This is a genomic window from Ruegeria sp. YKSD179 (assembly GCF_059612885.1).
On sequence record NZ_JBXWRL010000046.1, the window covers coordinates 1 to 23,836 of the forward strand.

Consider the following 23,836-nt stretch of genomic DNA (forward strand, 5'->3'; position numbering starts at 1 on the left):
ATATTGACCGCGAACCGCTTCAAAGTAGTCGCTGATTTCGCGGATGGCTTTGATGTCCAACCCAGTGTCACGATCAGTATGACGCAAGGCTTCTACCACTGTGCCTAAAGTCGCCTGAGACGTATTGCCCGAGAAGCTGTCCATCGCACAGTCCACTGCGTCTACGCCGGCTTCGGATGCCGCTAATATGGTCGCGCTTGCGATTCCGGCGGTATCGTGAGTATGAAAATGGATTGGTAGGCCAACTTCTTCTTTTAACGCGCGTATCAATACTCGTGCCGCAGCAGGTTTCAGAAGGCCAGCCATGTCTTTTAAGCCTAAAACATGCGCACCGGCGTCGCGAAGCGCTTGCGCCATTCCAACATAATACTTCAGGTCGTATTTGGCCCTGCCCGGGTCTAGTATGTCCCCAGTGTAACAAACTGTGCCTTCGCAAATTTTTCCATTTTCAACGACGGCATCCATCGCCACACGCATGTTTTCAACCCAGTTCAGCGAGTCAAACACACGAAATACATCGATGTTTTGCGACGCCTGACGCACAAACTCCTGCACTACATTGTCCGGGTAGTTCGTGTAGCCAACACCGTTAGCGCCGCGCAGTAGCATCTGGGTCATCAGGTTTGGCATTGCCTCACGCAGGTCACGAAGCCGCTGCCAAGGGCATTCCTGTAGGAACCTGTAGGCCACATCGAAAGTCGCGCCACCCCAACATTCGACCGAGAACAGCTGTGGCAAATTCGCTGCGTAGCTAGGTGCGACCTTGATCATGTCGATCGAGCGCATCCGGGTCGCGAGCAACGACTGGTGTCCGTCGCGCATAGTTGTATCAGTGATCAGAAGCTGCCGTTGGGCTTTCATCCAATCCGCGACGGCCTGAGGGCCTTTCTGTTCCAACAGGTTGCGGGTGCCCATCTGAGGCTCGGCCTTAGCAGCAGGAGGTTTCGCTTCTTTCAGATCGGCTCGTGGACGCGGACGATCCTTCGTTTCTGGGTGACCGTTTACCGTAATGTCCGCGATATAGTTCAGAACTTTGGTGCCCCGATCACGACGTTTTTTGAATTGGAACAGGTCCGGCGTTTCGTCAATAAATTTCGTTGTGTATTTGTTCGACAAAAAGGTTGGATGCTTCAGTAGGTTTTCGACAAAAGCAATATTTGTACTTACACCGCGCACACGAAACTCACGCAGGGCGCGATCCATCCGGGCAATGGCCTTTTCCGGCGTGGGGGCCCAGGCAGTCACCTTTGTCAGCAGCGAATCGTAGTATCGCGTGATCACGCCACCTGCATAAGCCGTGCCGCCGTCCAAACGAATGCCCATGCCTGTAGCTGACCTATAGGCGGTGATGCGACCGTAGTCTGGGATGAAGTTGTTCAGCGGGTCCTCGGTCGTGACGCGCGTTTGCAACGCATGGCCGTTCAGGCGTATCTCTTTTTGACTTTCCTTGCCGGTTGCTTCTGCCAGGGATTTGCCCTCGGCAATCAGTATTTGCGCCTGAACGATGTCAATTCCGGTGACCTCTTCGGTGACGGTGTGTTCAACCTGCACACGGGGGTTCACTTCGATGAAATAGAACTTGCCGGATTCCATATCCATGAGGAATTCGACAGTGCCAGCGCATTCATAGTTCACGTGGGCGCAAATGCGACGGCCCAGTTCGCAGATCTCTGCGCGCTGTGCTTCACTGAGGTACGGGGCAGGGGCGCGTTCAACGACTTTTTGATTGCGGCGCTGGACCGAGCAATCACGTTCGAAAAGGTGATAGATCTGTCCATGCTTGTCTCCGAGAATCTGAACCTCGACGTGACGTGCGCGGGTGATCATTTTTTCCAGATACCCTTCACCATTGCCAAAGGCCGCTTCTGCCTCGCGTCGACCTTCAAGCACCTTCTCCTCAAGCTCATCTTCCGATAGTATCGGGCGCATCCCGCGTCCGCCGCCACCCCAAGAAGCTTTGAGCATTAGCGGGTAACCAATTTCGGCTGCTTCTTTTCGGATTGCATCCATGTCATCGCCCAGCACTTCGGTGGCTGGAATTACAGGCACATCGGCAGAGATCGCGACTTTGCGGGCGCTTGCTTTGTCTCCAAGGGCACGCATCGTTTCAGCCCTTGGCCCGATGAAGGTAATGCCGTTCTGTACGCAGGCGTCTACAAAATCGGGGTTCTCGGATAGCAGACCGTAACCTGGATGGATCGCGTCTGCGCCGCAGGCCTTCGCCACACGAATGATCTCGTCAATCGACAAATACGCCGCGACAGGTCCAAGCCCTTCGCCAATGCGGTAAGCTTCATCCGCTTTGAAGCGGTGCAAGCCCAGCTTGTCTTCTTCGGCAAAGACAGCGACGGTTCGTTTGCCCATCTCATTCGCGGCGCGCATAACGCGAATTGCAATCTCGCCGCGATTGGCGATCAGGATTTTCTTGAAGTCGGTCATTTCAGGTTCCGGTCTGTATTGGTCTGGCCGTGTTCATAGGCGGACAATATGCGCTCGTATATCAGTCGTTCTGGGTAGAACCGGCATGTTAACGCTCGCAAACGCCTATGCTTGCGTTAGCACATTACACGCGCTGCACCGCAGCATCAATCGCCAAGGCAGACAGGTTAGCAGCTTATGGACTTCGGGATCATTCGACCCGACTCATTTGGTGGACTTTCACCCAGGCGTTTGTCGGGCCGAATGCAGTCATTTTTGACCGAAGTTGCTTAACTCAAGCCACTGAAACAGGCTTAACAACTTTGGCAGAGTGCGTGGCAACAGCGTCTTTGCCACTTAGTCTCAAAGCAGGCAGCGGTGTGTGACTGGCGACCTGAACCTGATTGCGGCCCTTGTCCTTGGCGCTGTACAAGGCGTCATCAGCGGCCCTCATCAGATCCTGAGGCATGGTGCCGTGCGCCGGATAGTGCGCGACGCCAACTGAGATAGTGATACGAGGCAACGATTTCTCACCATAGCGTACAGCAACGGCCTCGACTGCCTGTCGCAGCTGTTCAGCGCGCATTACCGCTTCGTCAGGCGTATTGTCCGGCAGGATCAACATGAATTCTTCGCCCCCGATGCGGCAGGCAACTTCGTCGCGGTCACAGCCCTGTTCCAGCGCTGCACCCACCGCACGCAACACCATGTCACCCGCATCATGACCATGCGTGTCATTGAACTTTTTGAAATGATCCACGTCTACGGCAATCAAACTTAGGGCTGATCCAGTCTGCTGGCTTCGACTGATTGATTTGCGCAAAGTTTCAGTCATATGACGACGGTTAAACAATCCGGTCAGGGGGTCGCGAACTGACTGGTCATGCAATTGGTCACGCATCCGTACATTGGCGATGGCCATACTGATTTGTTCCGCGCACAGCTGGGCCAGTTTTTTGCTGGCATGAAACTCCTCGCCAGCGCCTTCGTGCGCGCGCAGATGCAAAAGCCCCACGGTTTCCCCGTGCGCGAGGATGGGAAAACAGAAATAGGGCCGCCCGTCGTGCGGTTCGGCATGTTCACATACAAAGTCAATTTCCGAGGACCCGAACTCATAGGTGCGACCGCGGCGCAAACCCCAACAACCTTCGGGGTGAATGTGCGCCTTGTGGGTGCCGTCGTTCCAACTGGCGCATCCATCCAAAACATCGCGAGAGTTCGAGTAGACCTAAACGCTGCCTTCAGCGTCAGGAAGGATGTGGGTCATGAAGCGCGAAACCATGTCGAATAATTCTTCGAGCGAACGGCTGGATTGCAGCCATTCGTTCAATTCGCCAAGCAGCCTGACCTCGCGGGCCAGCCGCAATTGCTCATCCATCAGTTCGCGTTCCTTCGCGGATTGTTTGCGCAAGGACTGCACTTGAAGTCGGTTGGTCCGGTACGAAACGAGCGTCACGCAAACTAGCGCCATCAAGGCAATTCCACTCAAAATAGTTAGTGAAATTCTCAGTCGAGAAATGAAAGTTGTACGAAGGTCCGATATGTCGGTGAAAAACTGAATTGCACCCAAAAAACGTCCATTTTTTGTGACCGGCATAAAGATTTCAGCCACTTGGTGATGGACGGCGTTTTGAATGTTGTCTGAGTGCAGGTCCAGGCCATCGATTTCTGAAAGGGGAATGGCTTCCTGAAAATAGTAACTCATTCCTCTGGCCACGTCATTGCGAAAGAATGCGCTTTCTTCATAGTTGCCGATTTCATCCGGTCGTGTGGACCAAACAACGCGTCCCGACGTGTTTAAAAGTTTGAACCGATAGACATCCGAAGCCTCCGGCATCGAAGACAAGAACTCTGCATCTCGTGGGCCGACATAACCTGTCCGCAAAGCTCTTTCTGGATCGTCGAGATGCAAGGAAACTCTGCGTTTCCACAATTCAGCTTGTTTTAGAATGTCCGTTTGCAACATACGGTCGACCACCGGCGCAGGGAGTTTGTATACTCCCCAGCCAGCAGAAATGGTCAAAGCTATCAGCAATGCCGAAATACCGATCCATTTCAGCCGATGACTCATGTTCCCCGGCTCAGATTTTTTCATGATCACGTGCTCCCACAACAGTTGAGCAAGCATCCGGGCCAAACTTTTACAGAAAGTTAACGAATCAAATTGGCTACGAAGTCTTTGTTTAGAATTGAACATAGAAAAAGAGTGCATAAACTTGCGAACAAGCCGTGAACAAACTCTTCCCCTGGTCTCTCTTAAAGCGTAGTTTGGACTTATGAGCAGTTTTGACGAAACAGACGCCTTTGAGGGCGCGTCGCTTTCGGCGAGGGCGATGCCCGCGATGTCAGCGGATTATCTTAACGACCTCAATCCGGCGCAGCGCGAAGCGGTTGAGCGGCTGGAAGGTCCTGTGCTGATGCTGGCCGGTGCAGGAACTGGTAAGACCAAGGCGCTTACGGCACGCATTGCCCATCTGCTAAGAACGCACAGGGTGCGAGAGAATGAAATCTTGGCAGTGACTTTCACTAACAAGGCGGCACGAGAGATGAAGGATAGGGTTGGGCGAATGCTTGGCCGGCCAGCCGAGGGAATGCCTTGGCTTGGTACGTTCCATTCCATCTGCGTGAAACTCCTCCGCCGCCACGCAGAACTAGTGGACCTAAAGTCAAATTTCTCGATTTTGGATACGGATGATCAACTGCGCCTGCTAAAGCAGTTGGTTCAGGCAGCTAATATTGATGACAAGCGCTGGCCTGCCAGGATGCTGTCAGGCATCATCGACGATTGGAAAAACCGGGCGCTGACCCCTGACAAAGTGCCCGCTGTGGATGCTGGCGCATTTAATGGCAAAGGTATTGAACTTTACGCGCAATACCAGACCCGCTTGAGAGAGCTGAACGCGGTGGATTTTGGCGACCTGCTGCTTCATATGGTAACGATCTTTCAAGCTCATTCGGATGTACTGGAGCAATATCAGCGCTGGTTTCGCTTCATTCTCGTCGATGAGTACCAGGACACCAATGTCGCCCAGTACCTATGGCTGCGCCTGCTGGCCGGAGGGCACAAGAATATTTGTTGCGTGGGTGACGATGACCAGTCAATTTACGGATGGCGCGGCGCAGAGGTGGGAAACATCCTTCGGTTCGAGAAGGACTTTCCGGGCGCTTACGTGGTGCGTTTGGAACAGAATTACCGGTCGACTCCACATATTTTGGCGGCCGCGTCCAATATAATTCGCGGCAATGAAAACAGGCTCGGTAAAGAACTGTGGACGGACGCAGAAGAGGGCGAGAAAGTTCGGCTTATCGGCCATTGGGATGGCGAAGAAGAGGCGCGTTGGATCGGCGAAGAGATCGATGCGATGCAAGGCGGTACCCGCGGCGTTCGCCCTATGGGGCTTGATGAAATCGCCATACTCGTCCGCGCCAGCCACCAAATGCGTGCGTTCGAAGACCGATTTCTTACAATTGGTCTACCCTACAAGGTGATCGGCGGCCCCCGGTTCTACGAAAGAATGGAGATTCGCGATGCCATGGCGTATTTCCGGCTGGTCGTCAGTCCCGAAGATGATCTGGCCTTTGAACGCATCGTGAATACACCAAAACGCGGTTTGGGCGACAAAGCGCAGCAAACTATACAGCGGTCAGCACGCGAAAACGGCGTGTCACTGGTCGAAGGCGCACGGATAGCGGTTGAGAATGGCCTGATTAAGGGTAAAGGCGCTGTAGCTTTGCGGCAATTGGTCGACGGTCTGGCGCGATGGAATGCCCTGACTCGGGGCCCAAGGATTGAGATCGACGACGAGTCGGTAATCGATGACGGTTTTTCCCCCGTGCGATATGGTGAGCCGGAGCATTCTCATATCGAACTTGCACAAATCATTCTGGATGAATCTGGCTATACCGGCCACTGGCAGAACGACAAGACACCAGAAGCGCCCGGGCGGTTGGAAAACCTGAAAGAACTTGTCAACCAACTGGACAACTTCGAAAATCTGCAAGGGTTTCTGGAACATGTCAGCCTCGTTATGGACAATGAACAGGAATCTGACGGGGCCAAGGTGTCTATAATGACGTTGCACGCGGCCAAAGGGTTGGAATTTCCTGCCGTATTCTTGCCAGGGTGGGAGGATGGTTTGTTCCCATCGCAACGGTCGATGGATGAAACGGGCGTCAAAGGTCTCGAAGAAGAGCGTCGCCTGGCCTATGTCGGAATCACCCGTGCAGAAGAAGTCTGCACGATTTCCTTTGCCGCCAACCGAAGGGTGTTTGGTCAATGGCAAAATTCTATGCCGTCTCGTTTCATTGACGAATTGCCTGCGGATCACGTGGAGGTGCTTACGCCTCCGGGCCTTTATGGTGGTGGGCAGGCGACCGCCAGTATCGAAACCCGCGCGGCAGAGGCAAATGTGTATAACTCACCCGGTTGGAAGCGTATGCAGGCGCGGCAAGGACAGTATGGGACTTCTCAACCCCGTGAGAGTCGCAACACAGTGATAGACGCCACGGCAGTGGCCAGTTTCACTCTGAGCGAACGGGTATTTCATCAAAAATTCGGCTATGGCGCGGTGATCGGCATAGAAGGCGATAAGGTCGAAGTCGATTTCGACAAGGCTGGTATTAAGAAAGTGGTGTCCCGTTTCCTGTCATCCAAGGACGATGTTCCGTTCTGACACGCTAAAGACCTTCGACCAGAACCATGTTTGTTGTCGCTGTCTGGTGTCGGATTCTCGCTAGTTCGAGATAGTCCGGATCGTTTTTCCACGCATTTGCGGCGTCAAGCGTCGGGAATTCCATTAATACAATTCCATTTTCAACCCATGTGCCCTCAATCACTTCGACGGGCCTGGAGGACACCGTAAGCAAACGACCTCCATGCCGGTCAAAGATAGGCATAAAGCCCTCAAGATATTTTTGGTACCCATCTGGATCGTGGATTGAAATCTGCGCAATAAAATAGGCGGCCATTGGAAACTCCTGACGCTCCGGTTCCACCTCAGTTTTACGTTCATTCGCAAAAAAAGAAAAACGGCGGTTCCCAGGGAGGAGAAGGGGAACCGCCGTTCTTTTCTACATCAAGGCAGGGAGGAGAAGCGCCCGATGCATCCAAACCCGGGTTTAACCCCGGAATGAGTAAGACGCGGCGACGTAAGGGAGGAGAAGAACGTCGCCGCGCGCTTTCAACATCGAGACAGGGAGGAGGAAGTCCCGATGCATTCATTTCCGGCGTACGAAACCGGTATAAATTGCGGCAACGTCAGGGAGGAGGAAGACGTTGCCGCTGAAATACAGGTCCAAAGGGAGGAGAAGGACCTGATCTCGGTATTCTTGTGCGCCTATCGCGCTGTGTTTTCTTCGGCGGCCTGCATTGCCACCCGGCGGATCATCGAACGATTCAGGCCTAAGTCGGCCAGTTCGCGGTTCGACAGCGCCGACAATTCATTGACCGTTTGCCGATACACGCGATACCGCCGAAAACGGATTTTTACTGTTTCGTATAATGGGGCAAACCCGATATCCGGGTTCCCTTTGAATTCAGTCTGTGTATTCGCAACTGCCATGGTTTTGATCCGATATTTTAGTCGCTACCGAGGTGTCCCGGCGCTCGCTTGAGATTGAAGATAGGCGATTGCTGCGAATGCACAATAGATGCCGTAGTCAATGCTGCTATGCAGCAAATGCATGGATTGGTTCAGAAATTTCGAAGTTGCGTAAATTTGCCTTTAAAACATAGGTTTTTTCACCGCATGGCCGTCAAGTCCATCTTGGGGTTGCCATGCGTCAATTTTTGGTTGCCTGACATTTAGGCGCATTCGGTTGCAAGTTGAGCACAAAAAAGGTCGAAGCAAGCTTTGTATCGCCAATACCTTCCATCAAATAAACGAGCAACTTCCGTTTCAGCCACATCATTGGGAAATCATGGGTCAAGTTGACGGTCGCCTTCCAAAGACCCGAGCCTTTATCGATTCGGAGAGAATTTATAGTGCTTTCGGAGGCGTAGTTGGTCAAATTTTGGGAAAAAGAGAAAATTTTTGGGAAATCATGGGAGTAATCAAGGTTGGCATATATTGCGTATTAAGTGCATTTAAAGTCTAATTGTGGTGTGAGTAGGTTATGTTGTTGTTGAATTTTGGTATACACCACACGCCATTCACTCGACAGCTTGCAATTTTTGTGTTGATTTCCATGATTTCCCATGTCATCCCTTATGCATCCGATGAGGACGAGGCAGTAAGGGGCGCTAAACGACCCCAAACCAAGAATTCAACGTAGGTTTCATACAGGCATCTCGCTTTCATCACACAAGAGATCCGGCGCGCGGGCGAGCAGACATCCCCCCAGGTGGCGCGCGCAGCTGGACATCCCGCAAAGCGGGTCAATGCGGCGGGTTGATCGGTGGCAGCAGATCAACCCGCCGTTTTACATCAGGGGGGACGTGAAATTCGAGGTGGGGCGCAAGCGAAAGGGACAGTCGTCTTGGCGCGCAGGTTTAGAGGTGAAAGCCACCACAAGGTGGATACGAAGGGGCGGGTATCGATTCCGGCCTCGTTTCGCCGTGTGCTTGAATCGTCCGACCCTAACTGGCAACCGGGAGACAACCCAGAGCTGGTGATTGTATACGGCGATCATCGCCGAAAATATCTCGAATGTTACACGATGGAGGCAATTGACGAAGTCGATGCCAAGATAGACGCTTTGCCGCGTGGATCAGTGCAACGCAAGATGTTGCAGCGCATGTTCCATGGTCAGTCTTTTCCAACCAACGTGGACGAAACCGGACGGTTGGTCTTGCCTGTGAAGCTGCGCAACAAAATTGACCTGGAAGGCGAGGCTTTCTTTATTGCCGCTGGCGACACATTCCAGATCTGGAAGCCTGAGACCTATGAGGCCGAAGAGCTGGCCACCACTGAGGAATGGCTGGACGACTTGCCTGACGACTTCGACCCGATGGAATTCCTCGACGGCACCGGGGACGGATGACGGCATGTCCGGCGCTCCGACCCTTTCCGAGAAACCACACATTCCCGTTTTACTGCGTCCATTACTGGATAGTGTCGCTCCGGTTTCGGGTGTTTGGCTGGACGGAACATTTGGAGCGGGTGGTTACACTCGGGGATTGCTCGAGGCTGGCGCCGAGAAGGTTATTGCAGTCGATCGCGATCCACTTGCGTTCGAAATGGCAAAAGGCTGGGCAAAGGATTATGCAGGCCGATTGGTGATGCAACCGGGTGTCTTTTCCCAAATGGATCAATTTGCCAAGGATCTGGACGGCGTAGTTCTGGATCTGGGCGTTTCGTCCATGCAGTTGGATCGGGCAGATCGTGGATTTTCGTTTATGAAGGACGGTCCTCTGGATATGCGGATGAGCCAAGAGGGAGAAAGCGCCACTGATTTGGTCAACACTGCGACCGAGACGCAACTCGCCGACATTTTGTTCCATTACGGTGAAGAACGTGCCAGCCGGCGTATCGCCAAAGCCATTGTAAGGAAGCGGGCCGAGGCGCCCATTACCACGACATTGCAATTGGCCGAAATTATTGAATCCTGCCTGCCGCGACCAAAACCGGGACAATCGCACCCTGCAACCCGCAGTTTTCAGGGGCTGCGCATAGCAGTGAATGCGGAATACGAAGAGTTGTTTCAAGGTCTTATGGCTGCTGAGCGAGCTTTGAAACCGGGTGGACAGTTGGCCGTTGTCACCTTCCATTCTATTGAAGATCGGATGGTTAAACGCTTCCTTCAAGCACGTGCCGGCAAAACCGGGCGAGCCAATCGTTATGCACCAGAGGTGAAAGAAGATCTGCCGCAATTCGTGATTAAAACACGAAAAGCGATCGGCCCTGACGCGCGGGAGCTGTCGGAAAACCCTCGTGCACGCTCTGCTAAATTGCGTGTCGCTGTTCGGACAAATGCGCCAGCTGGGAAAATTGATTCACGGGATATTGGCATGCCGCAATTGGGGGTGAGGTCGAAATGAAAAGTATTCTGTATGCGTTGACCGCTCTCGCTGTTTTCGGGTTGGCGTTGTGGGCTTATCAGGAAAACTATCGAACCCAGCAAGTTCTCAAAGAGACGCAGACGTTGCAAAAACAGATCGGCGCGGCCCAAGCCCGGTTGACTGTATTAAATGCTGAATGGGCCTATCTAAACCGTCCCGACCGGTTACGCGAACTCGCGGACTTGAATTTCGAGCGTTTGGGTTTGTTACCGCTGCGCGCTCAACAATTTGGACGCGCAGATCATATTGCTTATGGCGAAGACCCCGATCTGCCGATAGTCGATCCAATCGAGTTGCAGGCGATAACCGATGTACAGGCCCTTGGCGAGGTACAGATACCATGACTCGCAAGCCGCTTCGTCCACTAGCCAGAATTCTGGATGCCCGCGCGAGGGGTGAAAACCCGAAAGTGATCGAGCGGGAAAACATTAAGCAGCGTCATGAAGATATGAAAGACCGTGCTCGGGCACGAGCCGAGGGGCGTCTTTTGGTACTGGGGCTGTTCTTTTTTTGCGCATTTTCGGTCGTAGGGTTTCGTATGGGCATGCTGGCCACGTCGGAAGCGCAGGAACCATTGGCCAGCGCGCCCGGCGCTGCTATCGCGATGCAGCGCGCCAATATCGTAGACAGAGAAGGCCGCATTCTCGCAACAAACCTCGACACATATTCGGTATATGCGCAACCACCGCTGATGATTGATCCGATCGCAGCGGCAGATCATCTGGTAACAATCTTTCCTGATTTGGACAAAGAGCGTTTGGTCAAGGATTTCACAGGTGACCGCAAATTCCTTTGGATCAAGAAACGTATTTCCCCCGAGCAAAAACAGGCTGTGCACGACATTGGCGATCCCGGCATTCTGTTCGGTCCGCGCGAAATGCGACTTTATCCTAATGGCAAGCTTGCAGCGCACATTCTTGGCGGATCGGGCTTTGGTCGCGAGGGCGTAAGCGCGGCAGAACTAATTGGTGTTGCAGGCGTCGAAAAGAAATTTGACGACTATCTGCGCGATCCGGCCAACGGTAACAAGCCGCTTCAACTCTCGTTGGACCTGACGATTCAGGCTGCGGTCGAACAAGTTCTTTATGGCGGGATGAAAATCATGAACGCCAAAGGTGCTTCGGCGGTTCTGATGAATGCGCACACTGGTGAGGTGATTTCAGCGGCGTCCTTGCCGTCTTTTGATCCAAATGATCGACCGCGCCCTCCGACATCGGGTTTCGACCCGTCGGACAGTCCTTTGTTCAATCGCTATGTGCAAGGCGTTTACGAACTGGGCTCTGTTTTCAAGATATTTGCTGCGGCACAGGCGGTTCAGCTTGGTCTGGTGAATTCAAATACCATCATCGATACATCCGGCCCGATGAAAATCGGCCGTTTCCCGATCGGCGAATTTGACGGCAAGAACTACGGCAAGATCAGCGTCGCGGATGTGATAGTTCACAGCTCGAACCGCGGAACTGGTCGCTTAGCCTTGCAAATTGGTGCAAAACGGCAGCAGGAATTTCTGGAGTCGCTGGGAATGTTCGCACCGACCCCTTTCGAGATTGTTGAAGCAGCAGGAGGTGTGCCGCTCAAGCCCAAAAAATGGGGCGAACTGAGCACTGTAACAATTTCTTATGGCCACGGTCTTTCAACCAGCCCAATGCACCTGGCAGCCGGATACGCAACCATTGCAAATGGCGGGCATTATGTCAGCCCAACTATTCTGAGGAAAAATGGCCCGCAATACGGTCCACGGATTTTGTCTGAAAATGCCGCGCAGCAAGCGCAAAGAATGCTTCGAAAGGTTGTTACTAATGGTACTGCCAGCTTTGGCGAGGTCGCGGGCTATGAAGTGGCGGGTAAGACTGGTACAGCCGATAAGCCTAAGCCGCGAGGCGGGTATTACGATGACAAAGTCATTGCGACCTTTGCCACGATCTTTCCGGCCTACGATCCGAAATATGTAATGATCGTAACGCTCGACGAGCCAACGATCTTAGCTTACGGCGAAAAGCGTCGCACCGCAGGTTGGACTGCGGTGCCAGTGGCCGCTGAGTTGATTGGCCGGGTTGCTCCACTGTTGGGGCTGCGACCTCGGCTTGAGCCTGAAGCGGGTGCTGCTATAACGCTGACCTCGAATTAGGTTGTCCAACAAGGGTGGGTCATGGGCAAAGGGACAAAAAAACTCAACCAGCTGGCCCTTACTGCGCGCGGCGGCGCGAATCCTGAAATTACTGGCCTGACGGTTGACAGCAGAGAGGTCGCTGACGGCTATTTATTTGCAGCTCTTCCTGGCACACGCGTGCACGGGGGCGAATTTATCCAATTCGCTTTGCGTATGGGAGCCGCCGCTATTCTGACGGATGCGCAGGGCGCAGAAATGGCTGCCCGGGAACTGGTTGAGTCAGACGCTGCATTGATTGTTGTCGAAGATCCGCGTCAGGCTCTGGCCGGTTCTGCGGCGCTTTGGTTCGGCGCGCAGCCACAGACCATTGTTGCGGTCACCGGGACAAATGGAAAAACTTCGGTTGCCACCTTTGTTCGTCAGATCTGGGCCGAAATTGGTCACTCTGCTGTCAACCTCGGCACCACTGGGGTCGAAGGCGCATGGGCAGCCCCTCTGGCGCACACTACGCCTGAACCAATCACATTGCATCGCTGTCTGGCAGAAGCTGCCCAAAATGGTGTGACGCACGCGGCAATGGAAGCGTCATCGCACGGCCTTGAGCAACGGCGATTGGACGGAGTTCGCCTGAAGGCGGCTGGTTTTACGAATTTTTCTCAGGACCATTTGGATTATCACGAGACATTTGAGGCCTATTTTGACGCCAAGGCAGGCTTGTTTGACCGGGTATTACCTGAGGAAGGAATTGCGGTAGTCAATCTAAGCGACCCTAAAGGTGCGGAAGTTTTGAAAATCGCAAAGGCGCGAGGGCAGTCTTTAATAACCGTAGGTCAAGGTGACGCCGATCTTGTTCTTGTTAATCAGCGATTTGACGAAACTGGACAGGATCTGCGGTTTTCGTGGAAAGGTAAGCCTTATCAGGCTCGTCTGAACTTGATCGGAGGGTTTCAGGCAGAAAACATCCTGCTTGCGTGTGGACTTGCTATTGCCGCAGGTGACGAACCTGAACGTGTTTTTGAAACGCTGCCACACTTGAAAACCGTGCGCGGGCGAATGCAATTGGCGGCGACACGCGAAAACGGCGCGGCGGTATTTGTTGATTATGCACATACGCCTGATGCCGTGACAACGGCGTTAAAAGCTTTGCGGCCGCACGTGATGGGTCGGCTTATAGCAATCGTTGGCGCAGGTGGAGACCGCGACGCCAGTAAACGACCCCTTATGGGTCAAGCAGCGGCTAACTATGCCGACGTAGTTTTTGTAACCGACGACAACCCGCGCAGCGAAGATCCGTCGGTAATACGCGCAGCAGTAATGAAAGGTGCGCCCCAGGCGACTGAAGTCGGTGACCGCGCTGAAGCAATCTTGCGTGGGATAGACGCGCTGCAGCCTGGCGACGCTTTACTGATTGCTGGCAAAGGCCATGAAACCGGGCAGATCGTAGGAGATCAAGTGTTGCCATTTGACGACGCAGAGCAAGCAAGTATTGCCGTTGCTGCCTTGGACGGGAGGGTGGCATGATGCTGTGGACCGCGGCGGAAGCTGCCAAAGCAACCAATGGACGGGCTACGACCAACTGGAAGGCGGACGGAGTTTCAATTGATACGCGCACTTTGCAGCCAGGGGACTTGTTTGTGGCGCTTAGGGCCGCGCGGGATGGGCACGATTTCGTAGCGCAGGCACTTGAAAAGGGCGCGGGCGCCGCATTGGTGTCGCGGGTTCCGGACGGTGTTGACGAAACTGCGCCTCTTTTGATCGTCGATGATGTTCAAAGAGCGTTGGAAGATTTGGGAAGGGCAGCGCGAGATCGATGCGCTGCGCGTGTAGTTGGCGTAACGGGCAGCGTTGGCAAGACGTCCACTAAGGAAATGCTGGCTAACATATTGGAAACGCAAGGTGAAACCCATGCAAGTGTGGCCAGTTACAACAACCATTGGGGCGTGCCCCTGACGCTTGCGCGGATGCCAAAGGACACCAAGTTCGCGGTGATCGAAATAGGCATGAACCATCCGGGCGAAATTGCGCCGTTGGCGAAACAGGCGAGGCCTCATGTGGCGCTTGTCACAACCGTCGCTGCAGTCCATCTGGAAGCTTTTGACTCTGTGGCTGCAATTGCGCACGAAAAAGCATCTATTTTCGACGGTCTGACCGATGGCGGTATTGCCATTGTGAATTCGGATATCGATCACGCTGACATTTTGCGTGACCGAGCAATTTCCCAAGCAGCCAAAGTGATAGATTTTGGCCAAAAGGCGTCTGACTATCGACTTGGTCATGTAACTTCTTTGCCTGATACGCTGCGGGCTGAGGCTGTCATTGACGACAAGCAATTCACGTTTGATGTCGCATCTGCTGGTAAGCATTTCGCCATGAACGGCTTGGGAGCGCTTGCGGCATGCGCCGCTTTAGGCGTCAATCTGAAACAGGCTGTTGGGGGGCTTCGACGCTGGTCGCCTGTCAAAGGCCGCGGAGTGCGAGAGTTGATTGCTCTGCCTCATGGTGGCCAAATTGAATTGCTGGATGATAGCTATAACGCTAACCCGACATCCATGGAGGCCGCCCTTGACGTTCTCGCAGCTTCGCAAGGTGCTCGCCGCATTGCCTTTTTGGGTGACATGAAAGAGCTGGGGGCGCAAGAACTGGCCATGCACGCGAACATGGCAAATGTCGAGGCGATGAAGGATGTTGATCAGGTCCATTGCATTGGGCCGCTCATGCGCGAATTGCATCGCGAATTACCTGAGAACAAGCGCGGGCATTGGTCCGAAACCAGCGCGGAAATGGTAGCTCGCCTGCCTGAACTGATCCGGAATGGGGACACGGTTCTGGCCAAAGGATCACTTAGCATGGCGTTGGCGAGCATTGTTGACGGCCTGCGGGAAATGGGGCATGAGCGCGCGCTGGATCCATGATGCGCGCTTGAATTTCGTGTGAGAAAGGTTTTATAATGCTGTACTGGTTGACCGCGCTTTCGGATGGAGGGGATTTTTTCAACCTCTTCCGCTATATCACTTTCCGAGCGGGCGGAGCCTTTCTGACAGCTCTGGTTTTTGGGTTTATTTTTGGAAAGCCGCTGATCAACGTGCTGCGAAAGAAGCAGGGCAAAGGTCAGCCGATCCGGGACGATGGCCCAGAAGCACACTTTTCCAAGGCGGGAACACCAACCATGGGTGGGTTGCTGATCGTCGGGGCACTTGTCACTTCTACGTTGATTTGGGCGCGTTGGGACAACCCATACGTATGGATGGTGTTGTTTGTGACCCTTGCTTATGCGGCCATCGGTTTTGCGGATGACTATGCCAAAGTATCCAAACAGAATACCAAGGGTGTGCCCGGCAAAATGCGATTGGGGCTGGGTGTGTTGATTGCTGTTCTTGCGGCACTCTGGGCAACATTGCATCACCCAGGCGACCTTCAGAACCAACTCGCGTTGCCAGTGTTCAAGGACACACTCATCAACCTTGGTTTTTTCTACATACCCTTTGCGATAATAGTCATTGTCGGGGCAGCAAATGCAGTGAATCTCACCGACGGTTTGGACGGCCTTGCCATTATGCCAGCGATGATAGCTGCTTCGACTTTGGGCGTGATTGCTTATGCCGTTGGGCGTGTCGATTTTACCGAATATCTCGATGTGCACTACGTTCCGGGAACAGGCGAAATATTCATATTTACTTCGGCTTTGTTCGGCGCCGGTCTTGGGTTTTTGTGGTATAATGCGCCGCCTGCTGCGGTTTTCATGGGCGACACAGGATCGCTTGCGCTGGGCGGAGCTTTGGGCGCGATTGCTGTGGCGACGAAACACGAACTGGTCCTCGCTGTCGTTGGTGGACTGTTCGTTGTTGAGGCGCTGAGCGTGATTATTCAGGTTCTGTACTTTAAGCGCACCGGAAAGCGGGTTTTCCTAATGGCACCCATCCATCATCATTATGAGAAAAAAGGCTGGGCTGAGCCAACAATCGTTATCCGGTTTTGGATCATATCGCTGATCCTGGCAATGATCGGTCTGGCAACGTTAAAAGTACGGTAAGGTCTCCGCGGGTCAAGCGGATTTGCGGCCAGCCTCAATTGTTTGGCGGCTGCTTCCGTCTAAAGTATTAGCTTGATGCCGCCCTTGCTTTTCGTGATTTCTTAGGTGCAGGGTGCGGATGAATTACACGACGGCAAGGTGTATTATATGATCCCGGTCAAAGGTTTTTCTGGGCAGAAAGTGGCGGTGCTGGGGCTGGGTCGTTCTGGGTTGGCCACGGCACGCGCATTAAAAGCAGGTAGAGCAACTCCTGTTTGTTGGGACGACAATCCTGCGGCACGAGAGACTGCTGAAACCGAAGGGTTTGACTGTGTCGACCTGCGACACCAATCAGAGTTTGACGATGTCGCCACTCTAGTCGTTTCTCCCGGTATCCCCCACCTTTACCCCGAGCCAAACCCAGTCATCGCGGCTGCGCTGGAAGCCGGCGTGCCCGTGGACAATGACATCGGCTTGTTCTTCCGAAGTTTTGCCGATCAAGACTGGAGCAAATTTGAGACTCCGCCGCGTGTAATTGCTGTCACTGGGTCAAACGGGAAATCCACCACAGCGGCCCTGATACATCACGTTTTGACCGAAGCTGGTCGCCAGTCACAGTTGGCGGGAAACATTGGCCGGGGTGTGCTGGATATCGACCCGGGGGGTGACGGCTCGGTTGTGGTTTTGGAACTCAGCAGCTATCAAACCGAACTGGCTCGTGCGCTAACTCCAGATATTGCTGTTTTTACAAATCTCTCGCCGGATCATCTGGATCGACATGCAGGAATGGGTGGGTATTTCGCAGCCAAGAGGCGTCTGTTTGCCGAGGGCGGACCAGATCGCGCCATTGTCGGCGTAGATGAAATCGAAGGCTCCTTTCTTGCAGGGCAGTTGGCCGAAGGGCGAAGCGACGATCGCGTCATCCGGGTTTCCGTTGAACGTAAGTTAACCGGCCCAGGCTGGCAGGTTTTCGCGCGCAAAGGCTTTCTGTCCGAATATCGGAAAGGACGTCAGACAGCGTCCATTGATCTGCGCGGGATTAAGGGTCTACCGGGCGCTCACAACCATCAAAATGCATGCTCTGCTTACGCCGCCTGTCGTGCGTTAGGTCTTGCACCTAAGGCGATCGAGACGGCCTTGCATAGCTATCCGGGTCTGCCGCATCGTAGTCAGATCATCGCTGAGACCAATGGCGTCACTTACGTCAACGACTCGAAAGCAACCAATATCGACAGCGCAGCAAAGGCTTTGAGGGCCTTCAAAAAGATCCGGTGGATATGTGGAGGTCTTGAAAAAGAGGGTGGGCTGGCTGCACTGAACGAAGCCTCGGATCAGGTGATCAAAGCTTATGTTATCGGTCGCGAGGCTGCCAATTTCGCCATGCAGCTGGATGTCGACACCACGGTGTGCACAACGATGGAGCGGGCCGTCGAGCAAGCGATTGAGGATGCGCAGCCGGACGAAACTGTATTGTTGGCCCCCGCAGCAGCAAGTTTTGACCAATATGATAACTTTGAACAAAGGGGGGACGACTTCGTTTCCGAGGTCAAAAGAAGACTATCATCGGGCAACGGTTGCAAATAACCGCCGGTTCGACGAGGCTTTAAACCTATCCGTTTGACGCGCCATAATTTTTGGGTTTGCTTCTACGACAATTCAAAACGAGGTCATGGAAATGCCACACCGTAAATTCGCTCTGATCCTTCCTGCCATCTTTGTGGTGGGAGCTTGCACGAACACAGGCGCCAATTACCAACCAGTAATCGATGGGCCTGTCAGCCCGAACTACAGCGCCGATCTTGCGCAGTGTCAGCAGTTGGCGGCGTCTCAGGCCAGCGTCGACGGGTCCACCGCCGGTAATGCCGCGATCGGAGCGGCGGGTGCTGCTGCCACAACGGCGATTATTCAAGACAGCAGTGACAATCTGGGTCGCGCGGCCGCTGCTGGTGCCTTGATTGGGGCTGGAGCCGATGTCATCGCAAAGAACCAGAATAAAGAAGTCATTGTGCGAAACTGTATGCGCGGACGTGGCTATAACGTGGTTGGCTAGATCCGGTCTGCGATGGCCTTTCCTGCGGCGTGACCAGAAGACCACGCCCATTGGAAATTGTAGCCTCCCAGCCAACCGGTGACATCTACCGCTTCTCCAATCGCAAAGAGGCCAGGGACATCCTTGGCCTCCATCGTTTTTGAAGACAGGTTTTCGGTGTCGATACCGCCGAGTGTCACTTCGGCAGTACGATAACCTTCGGTGCCGGAGGGTCGGAGTTGCCAGTCGGACAAATTTGCGACCAGGTCAGACAAAGACGCATCAGATTGATCGGCTAAATTACCCGCTATCAGAAGCATCTGGCTTAGATAGTCCACCAATCGCGCGGGCATGTGCCGCGCCAACTCGGTGGTCAAAGCTTTGCGCCCGCCTTCTTTGCGTTGTTCACGCAGTAAATTGAAAAGGGGCAAATCCGGGATCAGATTGACATGAATTGCCTCACCCTCGCGCCAATAGGATGACAGTTGCAAAACGGACGGTCCGCTAAGGCCCCGATGGGTAAATAGCATCGATTCATCGAAGATGGCTTGGTCGTTGGACAGTTGAACTGGCAGAGAAACACCGGAAAGTTCCTTGAACCGTCCGTCAGAAAAGGTGAACGGGACCAACGCTGCGCGGGTTTCAGTAATTTTGAGGCCAAATTGTTGGGCCAGGTCGTATGCCAGTCCCGTTGCCCCCATCTTTGGGATCGATTTTCCACCTGTGGCAAGCACCAGATTGGCGCAATGCAGGGTGACCCTTCGTCCTTCCCTCTCCACCTGCAACGCGAAACCTGCCTCGGTCTTTCGCGCGTTTTTTAGCGTCGTTTGTAACCATAGTTCGGCCCCGGTCCGTTCCATCTTGTCCAGCAACATATTTATTATCTGCTTGGACGACCCATTGCAGAACAGTTGTCCCAGCGTCTTTTCGTGCCATTCAATCCCGTAGCGGTTTACTAGGTCGATAAAATCCCACTGCGTGTAACGCGCCAGCGCCGATTTAGAAAAATGTGGGTTTTGCGAAAGGAAATTGTCCGGTCCAGCGTTTAAGTTCGTAAAATTGCAACGGCCGCCGCCGGAAATCCTGATTTTCTCTCCAGCCGCTTTAGCGTGATCGATCACCAAAACGCGCGCGCCGCAATGGGCCGCGCACATCATGCCAGCGGCGCCGGCACCAAGGATGACGGTGTTGAAAGTCATATCCTGCGCATGGCTGGGATTGGAAGCGATGGCAAGAGGCAACGCAATCGAAGCAGAACTGAACGTCCGGTCAATTGGGCGTCCCGAAATTAAGTTTGCGGACTCAAAGTGCCCTCGGAATTAGGCCGAAAGCCCCAAAAGTTGGCCGAATAGTTTTTGATCCAGCTTTTCATGAAATCGCGAATTCTGGATGTCTAGAGCGGTAAGAGCCCCTTTCAGAGCCGAGTGGAATAAATTTGAATCACAAAACATAGAATTGTCGAATCGCCCTTATTTCACTGGCCCCAATGCAAAAATCCCTGTAGACTCTCACTTAGATCCCGAAAACGGGGCGATTACGAGGCAGATAGTGGCGGTATCTCATGACTGAGATGGTGTATGGCGCGGTCCAGGACCAGCGCGGTGAACCGATCCTTCCAAAATGGTGGCGGACAATCGATCGCTGGACAATGTCTTGTGTTCTGATCCTGTTTGTAATTGGCCTTTTGTTGGGGCTGGCCTCTTCACCGCCGCTGGCAAGCCGCAACGGGTTTGATCCGTTTCACTACGTTGAGCGGCAGGCTTTCTTTGGCGGACTCGCGCTAATCGCCATGTTGCTGACTTCTATGATGTCGCCCACTCTCATCCGGCGACTTTCGGTACTTGGATTTCTGGTTGCGTTCGTAGCGTTGGCTTTCTTGCCGGTTTTTGGAACCGACTTTGGAAAGGGGGCAGTACGCTGGTACTCTCTGGGGTTTGCAGCACTGCAGCCGTCTGAGTTTTTGAAGCCCGGTTTTGTAGTGGTCGCGGCATGGCTGCTGGCTGCTTCGCAAGAGATCAATGGCCCACCGGGGCGTTTGTGGTCATTTGCTTTGTGTATGGCAATTGTTGGCATGCTGGTGATGCAACCAGATTTTGGGCAGGCCTGCCTGATCCTTTTCGGATGGGGTGTGATGTATTTCGTGGCGGGCGCGCCCATGTTCTTGTTGGTTGGAATGGCTGGGGTTGTCGTCCTTGCTGGAATGTTTGCATATTCAAACTCGGAACATTTTGCCCGCCGCATCGACGGTTTTTTGAATCAAGAAGTCGACCCTACGACCCAGCTTGGATACGCGACCAATGCTATTAGAGAGGGCGGTTTGTTTGGTGTAGGTGTTGGTGAGGGGCAGGTAAAATGGTCACTGCCGGACGCGCATACTGATTTCATAATAGCCGTGGCGGCCGAGGAATATGGGCTGATTCTGGTCCTGATCATCATTGCGCTTTATTCCATCATCGTGGTTCGGTCATTGCTGCGCCTGATGCGTGAACGCGATATGTTTATCCGATTGGCAGGCACTGGTCTGGCCTGCATGTTTGGGGTGCAAGCCATGATTAACATGGGCGTTGCCGTACGCCTGTTGCCCGCTAAGGGCATGACTTTGCCGTTTGTCAGTTACGGTGGATCATCGCTTATTGCAGGCGGAATTGCGGTTGGCATGTTGCTGGCTTTTACGCGTAACCGCCCACAGGGCGAACTTGGCGAAATACTGCGCGGACGAAGCTGATGGGTAAACCATACCTTCTCATTGCGGCAGGCGGTACAGGGGGGCATATGTTCCCGGCGCAGGCTTTGGCCGAGGCAATGTTAAGCAAGGGATGGCGGGTTCGCCTGTCCACCGATCCACGCGGTGCGCGATACTCGGGTGGCTTTCCCGACTCTACCGAGATCCTCCAAGTCAGCTCGGCCACGTTCGCGCGCGGAGGGTTTGCTGCCAAAGCGTTGGCCGGTCCAAAAATCATCGGTGGAATTACAAGCATGGCGCTCCAAATGGCGCGCGACAAACCAGATGTTGTTGTCGGATTCGGTGGATACCCCTCTATCCCCGCGCTTGGTGCGGCGACTATGTTAGGCCTACCGCGCATGATACACGAACAAAACGGCGTTCTTGGGCGGGTCAATCGGCTGTTTGCCAAAAGAGTGGGCCATGTGGCCTGCGGCGTATGGCCAACCGATTTACCTGAGGGAGCGCATGGTATCCACACCGGCAATCCGGTTCGCGCATCTGTTCTGGACCGAGCCGCTGCCGGCTACATCCCACCTGGCGATTACCCGATGTCAATCCTTGTGATGGGCGGCTCTCAGGGAGCGCGCATTCTCAGCGATGTAGTGCCAGGTGCCATTGCTGCCTTGTCGGATGAACTTCGCGAAAACATTCGCGTTGCTCATCAGGCTCGCGACGAAGACGGTGAGAGGGTTAAGGCGTTTTACGACGAAAACGGAATCCTCGCGGATGTCCAACCATTCTTTGATGACGTACCCCGCCGCATGTCTGAGGCTCAGCTGGTTATCTCGCGCTCAGGGGCGTCTAGCGTAGCAGATATTTCGGTCATCGGGCGCCCTTCAATTCTAGTCCCCTTTGCTGCCGCTGCCGGAGACCATCAGACCGCCAATGCGCGGGGGCTTGTTCAGGCAGGCGCGGCAATCATGATCCCCGAAAATGCGCTTGACGTTACCTCGCTGACAGAGCAAATCACCGCAGTCCTCACCAACCCGGAAGCCGCACAAAAAATGGCCCATGCCGCCCTTTCAACTGGTGCGCCTGACGCGACCGAGCGTTTGGTTTCTCTTGTTGAATCTCTGGCGCAGAAGGAGACCGCATGAACCCTGCAACCAAACTCCCGCAAGATGTAGGGCCGATCCATTTCGTCGGGATCGGTGGTATCGGCATGTCCGGGATAGCCGAAGTTCTTTTGAATCTCGGGTACCGCGTTCAGGGTTCCGACTTGAAAGCCTCAAAGATCACGGACCGTCTGGCTGAACTGGGGGCAGAGGTATTTGTCGGGCAAAGGGCCGAGAACCTGGAAGGCGCAGCGGTCGTCGTCGTGTCTACGGCGATCAAGCCAGGAAACCCGGAATTGGATGAGGCGCGTTCGCAAGGTCTGCCTGTTGTCCGCCGAGCCGATATGCTGGCGGAATTGATGCGGCTGAAATCCAACATTGCCATTGCAGGAACGCACGGTAAGACCACTACAACGACGATGATGGCAGAACTGATGGTTGCCGGTGACTTTGACCCGACCGTGATCAATGGCGGTATTATCCACGCCTACGGATCAAACGCGAGAATGGGGCAGGGAGAATGGATGGTGGTTGAAGCAGACGAATCCGATGGTTCATTCAACCGTCTTCCTGCCACTATTGCCATCGTCACAAATATCGACCCAGAACATATGGAGCATTGGGGTGAATTCGACACGCTGCGTGATGCGTTCTACGAGTTTGTTTCAAACCTGCCGTTCTATGGACTTGCCGTCTGCTGCACTGACCATGCCGAGGTGCAAACCCTTGTCGGACGTATCACCGATCGTCGCGTGCGGACTTATGGCTTTAATGCACAAGCCGACGTTCGGGCGCTGAACCTTACGTACAAAGGCGGTGTCGCGCATTTCGACATTCACCTCCAATACGAAGACAAGGTCATCGAAGGATGCACGTTGCCTATGCCGGGTGACCATAATGTCTCGAATGCTCTGGCCGCAGTAGCTGTTGCTCGGCATTTGGGAATGAAGGCTGTAGAAATCCGCGAAGCGTTGGCAAATTTTGGAGGTGTAAACCGACGCTTTACCAAGGTGGGGGAGGTCGATGGTGTCACAATCATCGACGACTATGGCCACCATCCCGTGGAAATCGCGGCCGTTCTCAAGGCCGCACGTCAGGCTACAGACGGCAGGGTTATTGCCGTACATCAACCACACCGTTTTTCGCGCTTGTCCAATCTGTTCGACGATTTCTGCACTTGTTTTAACGACGCTGACGTTGTCGCCATTGCCGATGTATTCGGCGCTGGAGAAGAGCCTATCGCTGGCGCGGATCGTGATTCTTTAGTTCAGGGTTTGATTCGTCACGGGCACCGTCACGCCAGGGCTTTGCTGAACGAAGCCGATCTGGAGCGCCTTGTTCGCGAACAAGCCCGGTCGGGGGACATGGTTGTTTGTCTTGGTGCTGGTACGATCAGCGCTTGGGCTAATGGATTGCCAGAGCGCCTTCTTAGAAAACAAGCAGTGTGAAGGGTTTGGCTTCTTGGACGCACAGCTTCGAGATGAAAGCGGA

18 protein-coding genes and 1 pseudogene are annotated in these 23,836 nt (G+C 53.9%); 14 read left to right on the forward strand and 5 right to left on the reverse strand.

Annotated elements, in window-relative coordinates; all coding sequences use genetic code 11:
- Positions 1 to 2,439, reverse strand: a 2,439-nt coding sequence (locus AC2FNE_RS18595) for a pyruvate carboxylase (RefSeq protein ID WP_496806013.1), incomplete at its 3' end; no start/stop codon positions are given.
- 274 nt (positions 2,440 to 2,713) lie between these two features.
- Positions 2,714 to 4,513, reverse strand: a pseudogene (locus tag AC2FNE_RS18600) (sensor domain-containing diguanylate cyclase).
- Between the two features lie 181 nt (positions 4,514 to 4,694).
- Here AC2FNE_RS18600 and AC2FNE_RS18605 point away from each other — a divergent pair.
- A complete protein-coding gene (locus AC2FNE_RS18605) occupies positions 4,695 to 7,091 on the forward strand; it encodes an ATP-dependent helicase (protein ID WP_496806014.1) in 2,397 nt (798 codons plus the stop codon).
- Positions 7,092 to 7,095: 4 nt separating this feature from the next.
- On the opposite strand, the gene AC2FNE_RS18610 is transcribed toward AC2FNE_RS18605, so the two are convergent.
- Positions 7,096 to 7,386, reverse strand: coding sequence for a DUF1330 domain-containing protein (locus AC2FNE_RS18610; protein WP_170608099.1), 291 nt, complete (start codon positions 7,384 to 7,386; stop codon positions 7,096 to 7,098).
- A gap of 368 nt (positions 7,387 to 7,754) precedes the next feature.
- The gene (locus tag AC2FNE_RS18615; RefSeq protein ID WP_170478821.1) at positions 7,755 to 7,979 is read right to left on the reverse strand and encodes a DUF1127 domain-containing protein; all 225 of its coding nucleotides are present in this window, start codon (positions 7,977 to 7,979) and stop codon (positions 7,755 to 7,757) included.
- Between the two features lie 256 nt (positions 7,980 to 8,235).
- Here AC2FNE_RS18615 and AC2FNE_RS18620 point away from each other — a divergent pair, with 256 nt between their 5' ends.
- The 10 genes from AC2FNE_RS18620 (at position 8,236) to AC2FNE_RS18665 (ending at position 18,586) form a co-directional block, all read left to right on the forward strand.
- Entirely contained in the window at positions 8,236 to 8,514 is a 279-nt protein-coding gene (locus AC2FNE_RS18620) for a hypothetical protein (RefSeq protein WP_496806015.1), read from the forward strand.
- Between the two features lie 381 nt (positions 8,515 to 8,895).
- Positions 8,896 to 9,399, forward strand: coding sequence for a division/cell wall cluster transcriptional repressor MraZ (gene mraZ / locus AC2FNE_RS18625; RefSeq protein ID WP_170608150.1), 504 nt, complete (start codon positions 8,896 to 8,898; stop codon positions 9,397 to 9,399).
- A 4-nt stretch (positions 9,400 to 9,403) separates the two neighbouring features.
- The gene (gene rsmH / locus AC2FNE_RS18630; RefSeq protein WP_170608148.1) at positions 9,404 to 10,396 is read left to right on the forward strand and encodes a 16S rRNA (cytosine(1402)-N(4))-methyltransferase RsmH; all 993 of its coding nucleotides are present in this window, start codon (positions 9,404 to 9,406) and stop codon (positions 10,394 to 10,396) included.
- Positions 10,393 to 10,761, forward strand: a complete 369-nt coding sequence (ftsL, locus tag AC2FNE_RS18635; RefSeq protein WP_496806016.1) for a cell division protein FtsL — start codon at positions 10,393 to 10,395, stop codon at positions 10,759 to 10,761. The genes rsmH and ftsL overlap by 4 nt, the downstream gene beginning before the upstream one ends.
- On the forward strand, positions 10,758 to 12,545 hold the full coding sequence (locus AC2FNE_RS18640; RefSeq protein ID WP_170608093.1) for a peptidoglycan D,D-transpeptidase FtsI family protein: 1,788 nt from the start codon (positions 10,758 to 10,760) through the stop codon (positions 12,543 to 12,545). Before ftsL ends, AC2FNE_RS18640 begins: the two co-directional genes overlap by 4 nt.
- A gap of 21 nt (positions 12,546 to 12,566) precedes the next feature.
- Positions 12,567 to 14,048, forward strand: a complete 1,482-nt coding sequence (locus AC2FNE_RS18645) for a UDP-N-acetylmuramoyl-L-alanyl-D-glutamate--2,6-diaminopimelate ligase (protein WP_496806017.1) — start codon at positions 12,567 to 12,569, stop codon at positions 14,046 to 14,048.
- A complete protein-coding gene (locus AC2FNE_RS18650) occupies positions 14,045 to 15,439 on the forward strand; it encodes a UDP-N-acetylmuramoyl-tripeptide--D-alanyl-D-alanine ligase (protein ID WP_496806018.1) in 1,395 nt (464 codons plus the stop codon). Before AC2FNE_RS18645 ends, AC2FNE_RS18650 begins: the two co-directional genes overlap by 4 nt.
- A 35-nt stretch (positions 15,440 to 15,474) precedes the next feature.
- Positions 15,475 to 16,557, forward strand: a complete 1,083-nt coding sequence (mraY, locus tag AC2FNE_RS18655) for a phospho-N-acetylmuramoyl-pentapeptide-transferase (RefSeq protein WP_170608087.1) — start codon at positions 15,475 to 15,477, stop codon at positions 16,555 to 16,557.
- Between the two features lie 147 nt (positions 16,558 to 16,704).
- Positions 16,705 to 18,120, forward strand: a complete 1,416-nt coding sequence (murD, locus tag AC2FNE_RS18660; RefSeq protein WP_496806019.1) for a UDP-N-acetylmuramoyl-L-alanine--D-glutamate ligase — start codon at positions 16,705 to 16,707, stop codon at positions 18,118 to 18,120.
- A 91-nt stretch (positions 18,121 to 18,211) separates the two neighbouring features.
- The gene (locus AC2FNE_RS18665; RefSeq protein WP_254442630.1) at positions 18,212 to 18,586 is read left to right on the forward strand and encodes a glycine zipper family protein; all 375 of its coding nucleotides are present in this window, start codon (positions 18,212 to 18,214) and stop codon (positions 18,584 to 18,586) included.
- On the opposite strand, the gene AC2FNE_RS18670 is transcribed toward AC2FNE_RS18665, so the two are convergent.
- The gene (locus AC2FNE_RS18670; protein WP_496806020.1) at positions 18,583 to 19,764 is read right to left on the reverse strand and encodes a BaiN/RdsA family NAD(P)/FAD-dependent oxidoreductase; all 1,182 of its coding nucleotides are present in this window, start codon (positions 19,762 to 19,764) and stop codon (positions 18,583 to 18,585) included. The two genes, AC2FNE_RS18665 and AC2FNE_RS18670, sit on opposite strands and share 4 nt — an antisense overlap.
- Positions 19,765 to 20,126: 362 nt before the next feature.
- Between AC2FNE_RS18670 and ftsW the strand changes: the two genes are divergently transcribed.
- From ftsW to murC, 3 genes are read left to right on the forward strand one after another with little or no spacing between them, the layout of a single operon-like run.
- Entirely contained in the window at positions 20,127 to 21,290 is a 1,164-nt protein-coding gene (gene ftsW / locus AC2FNE_RS18675) for a putative lipid II flippase FtsW (protein WP_170478843.1), read from the forward strand.
- Positions 21,290 to 22,387 (forward strand): UDP-N-acetylglucosamine--N-acetylmuramyl-(pentapeptide) pyrophosphoryl-undecaprenol N-acetylglucosamine transferase, encoded by a 1,098-nt coding sequence (locus tag AC2FNE_RS18680; RefSeq protein WP_170478845.1) that lies wholly within the window; start codon positions 21,290 to 21,292, stop codon positions 22,385 to 22,387. The genes ftsW and AC2FNE_RS18680 overlap by 1 nt, the downstream gene beginning before the upstream one ends.
- Positions 22,384 to 23,793: a UDP-N-acetylmuramate--L-alanine ligase gene (gene murC / locus AC2FNE_RS18685; protein WP_170478847.1), complete on the forward strand. Its 1,410-nt coding sequence runs from the start codon at positions 22,384 to 22,386 to the stop codon at positions 23,791 to 23,793. Before AC2FNE_RS18680 ends, murC begins: the two co-directional genes overlap by 4 nt.
- Positions 23,794 to 23,836: the final 43 nt, after the last annotated feature.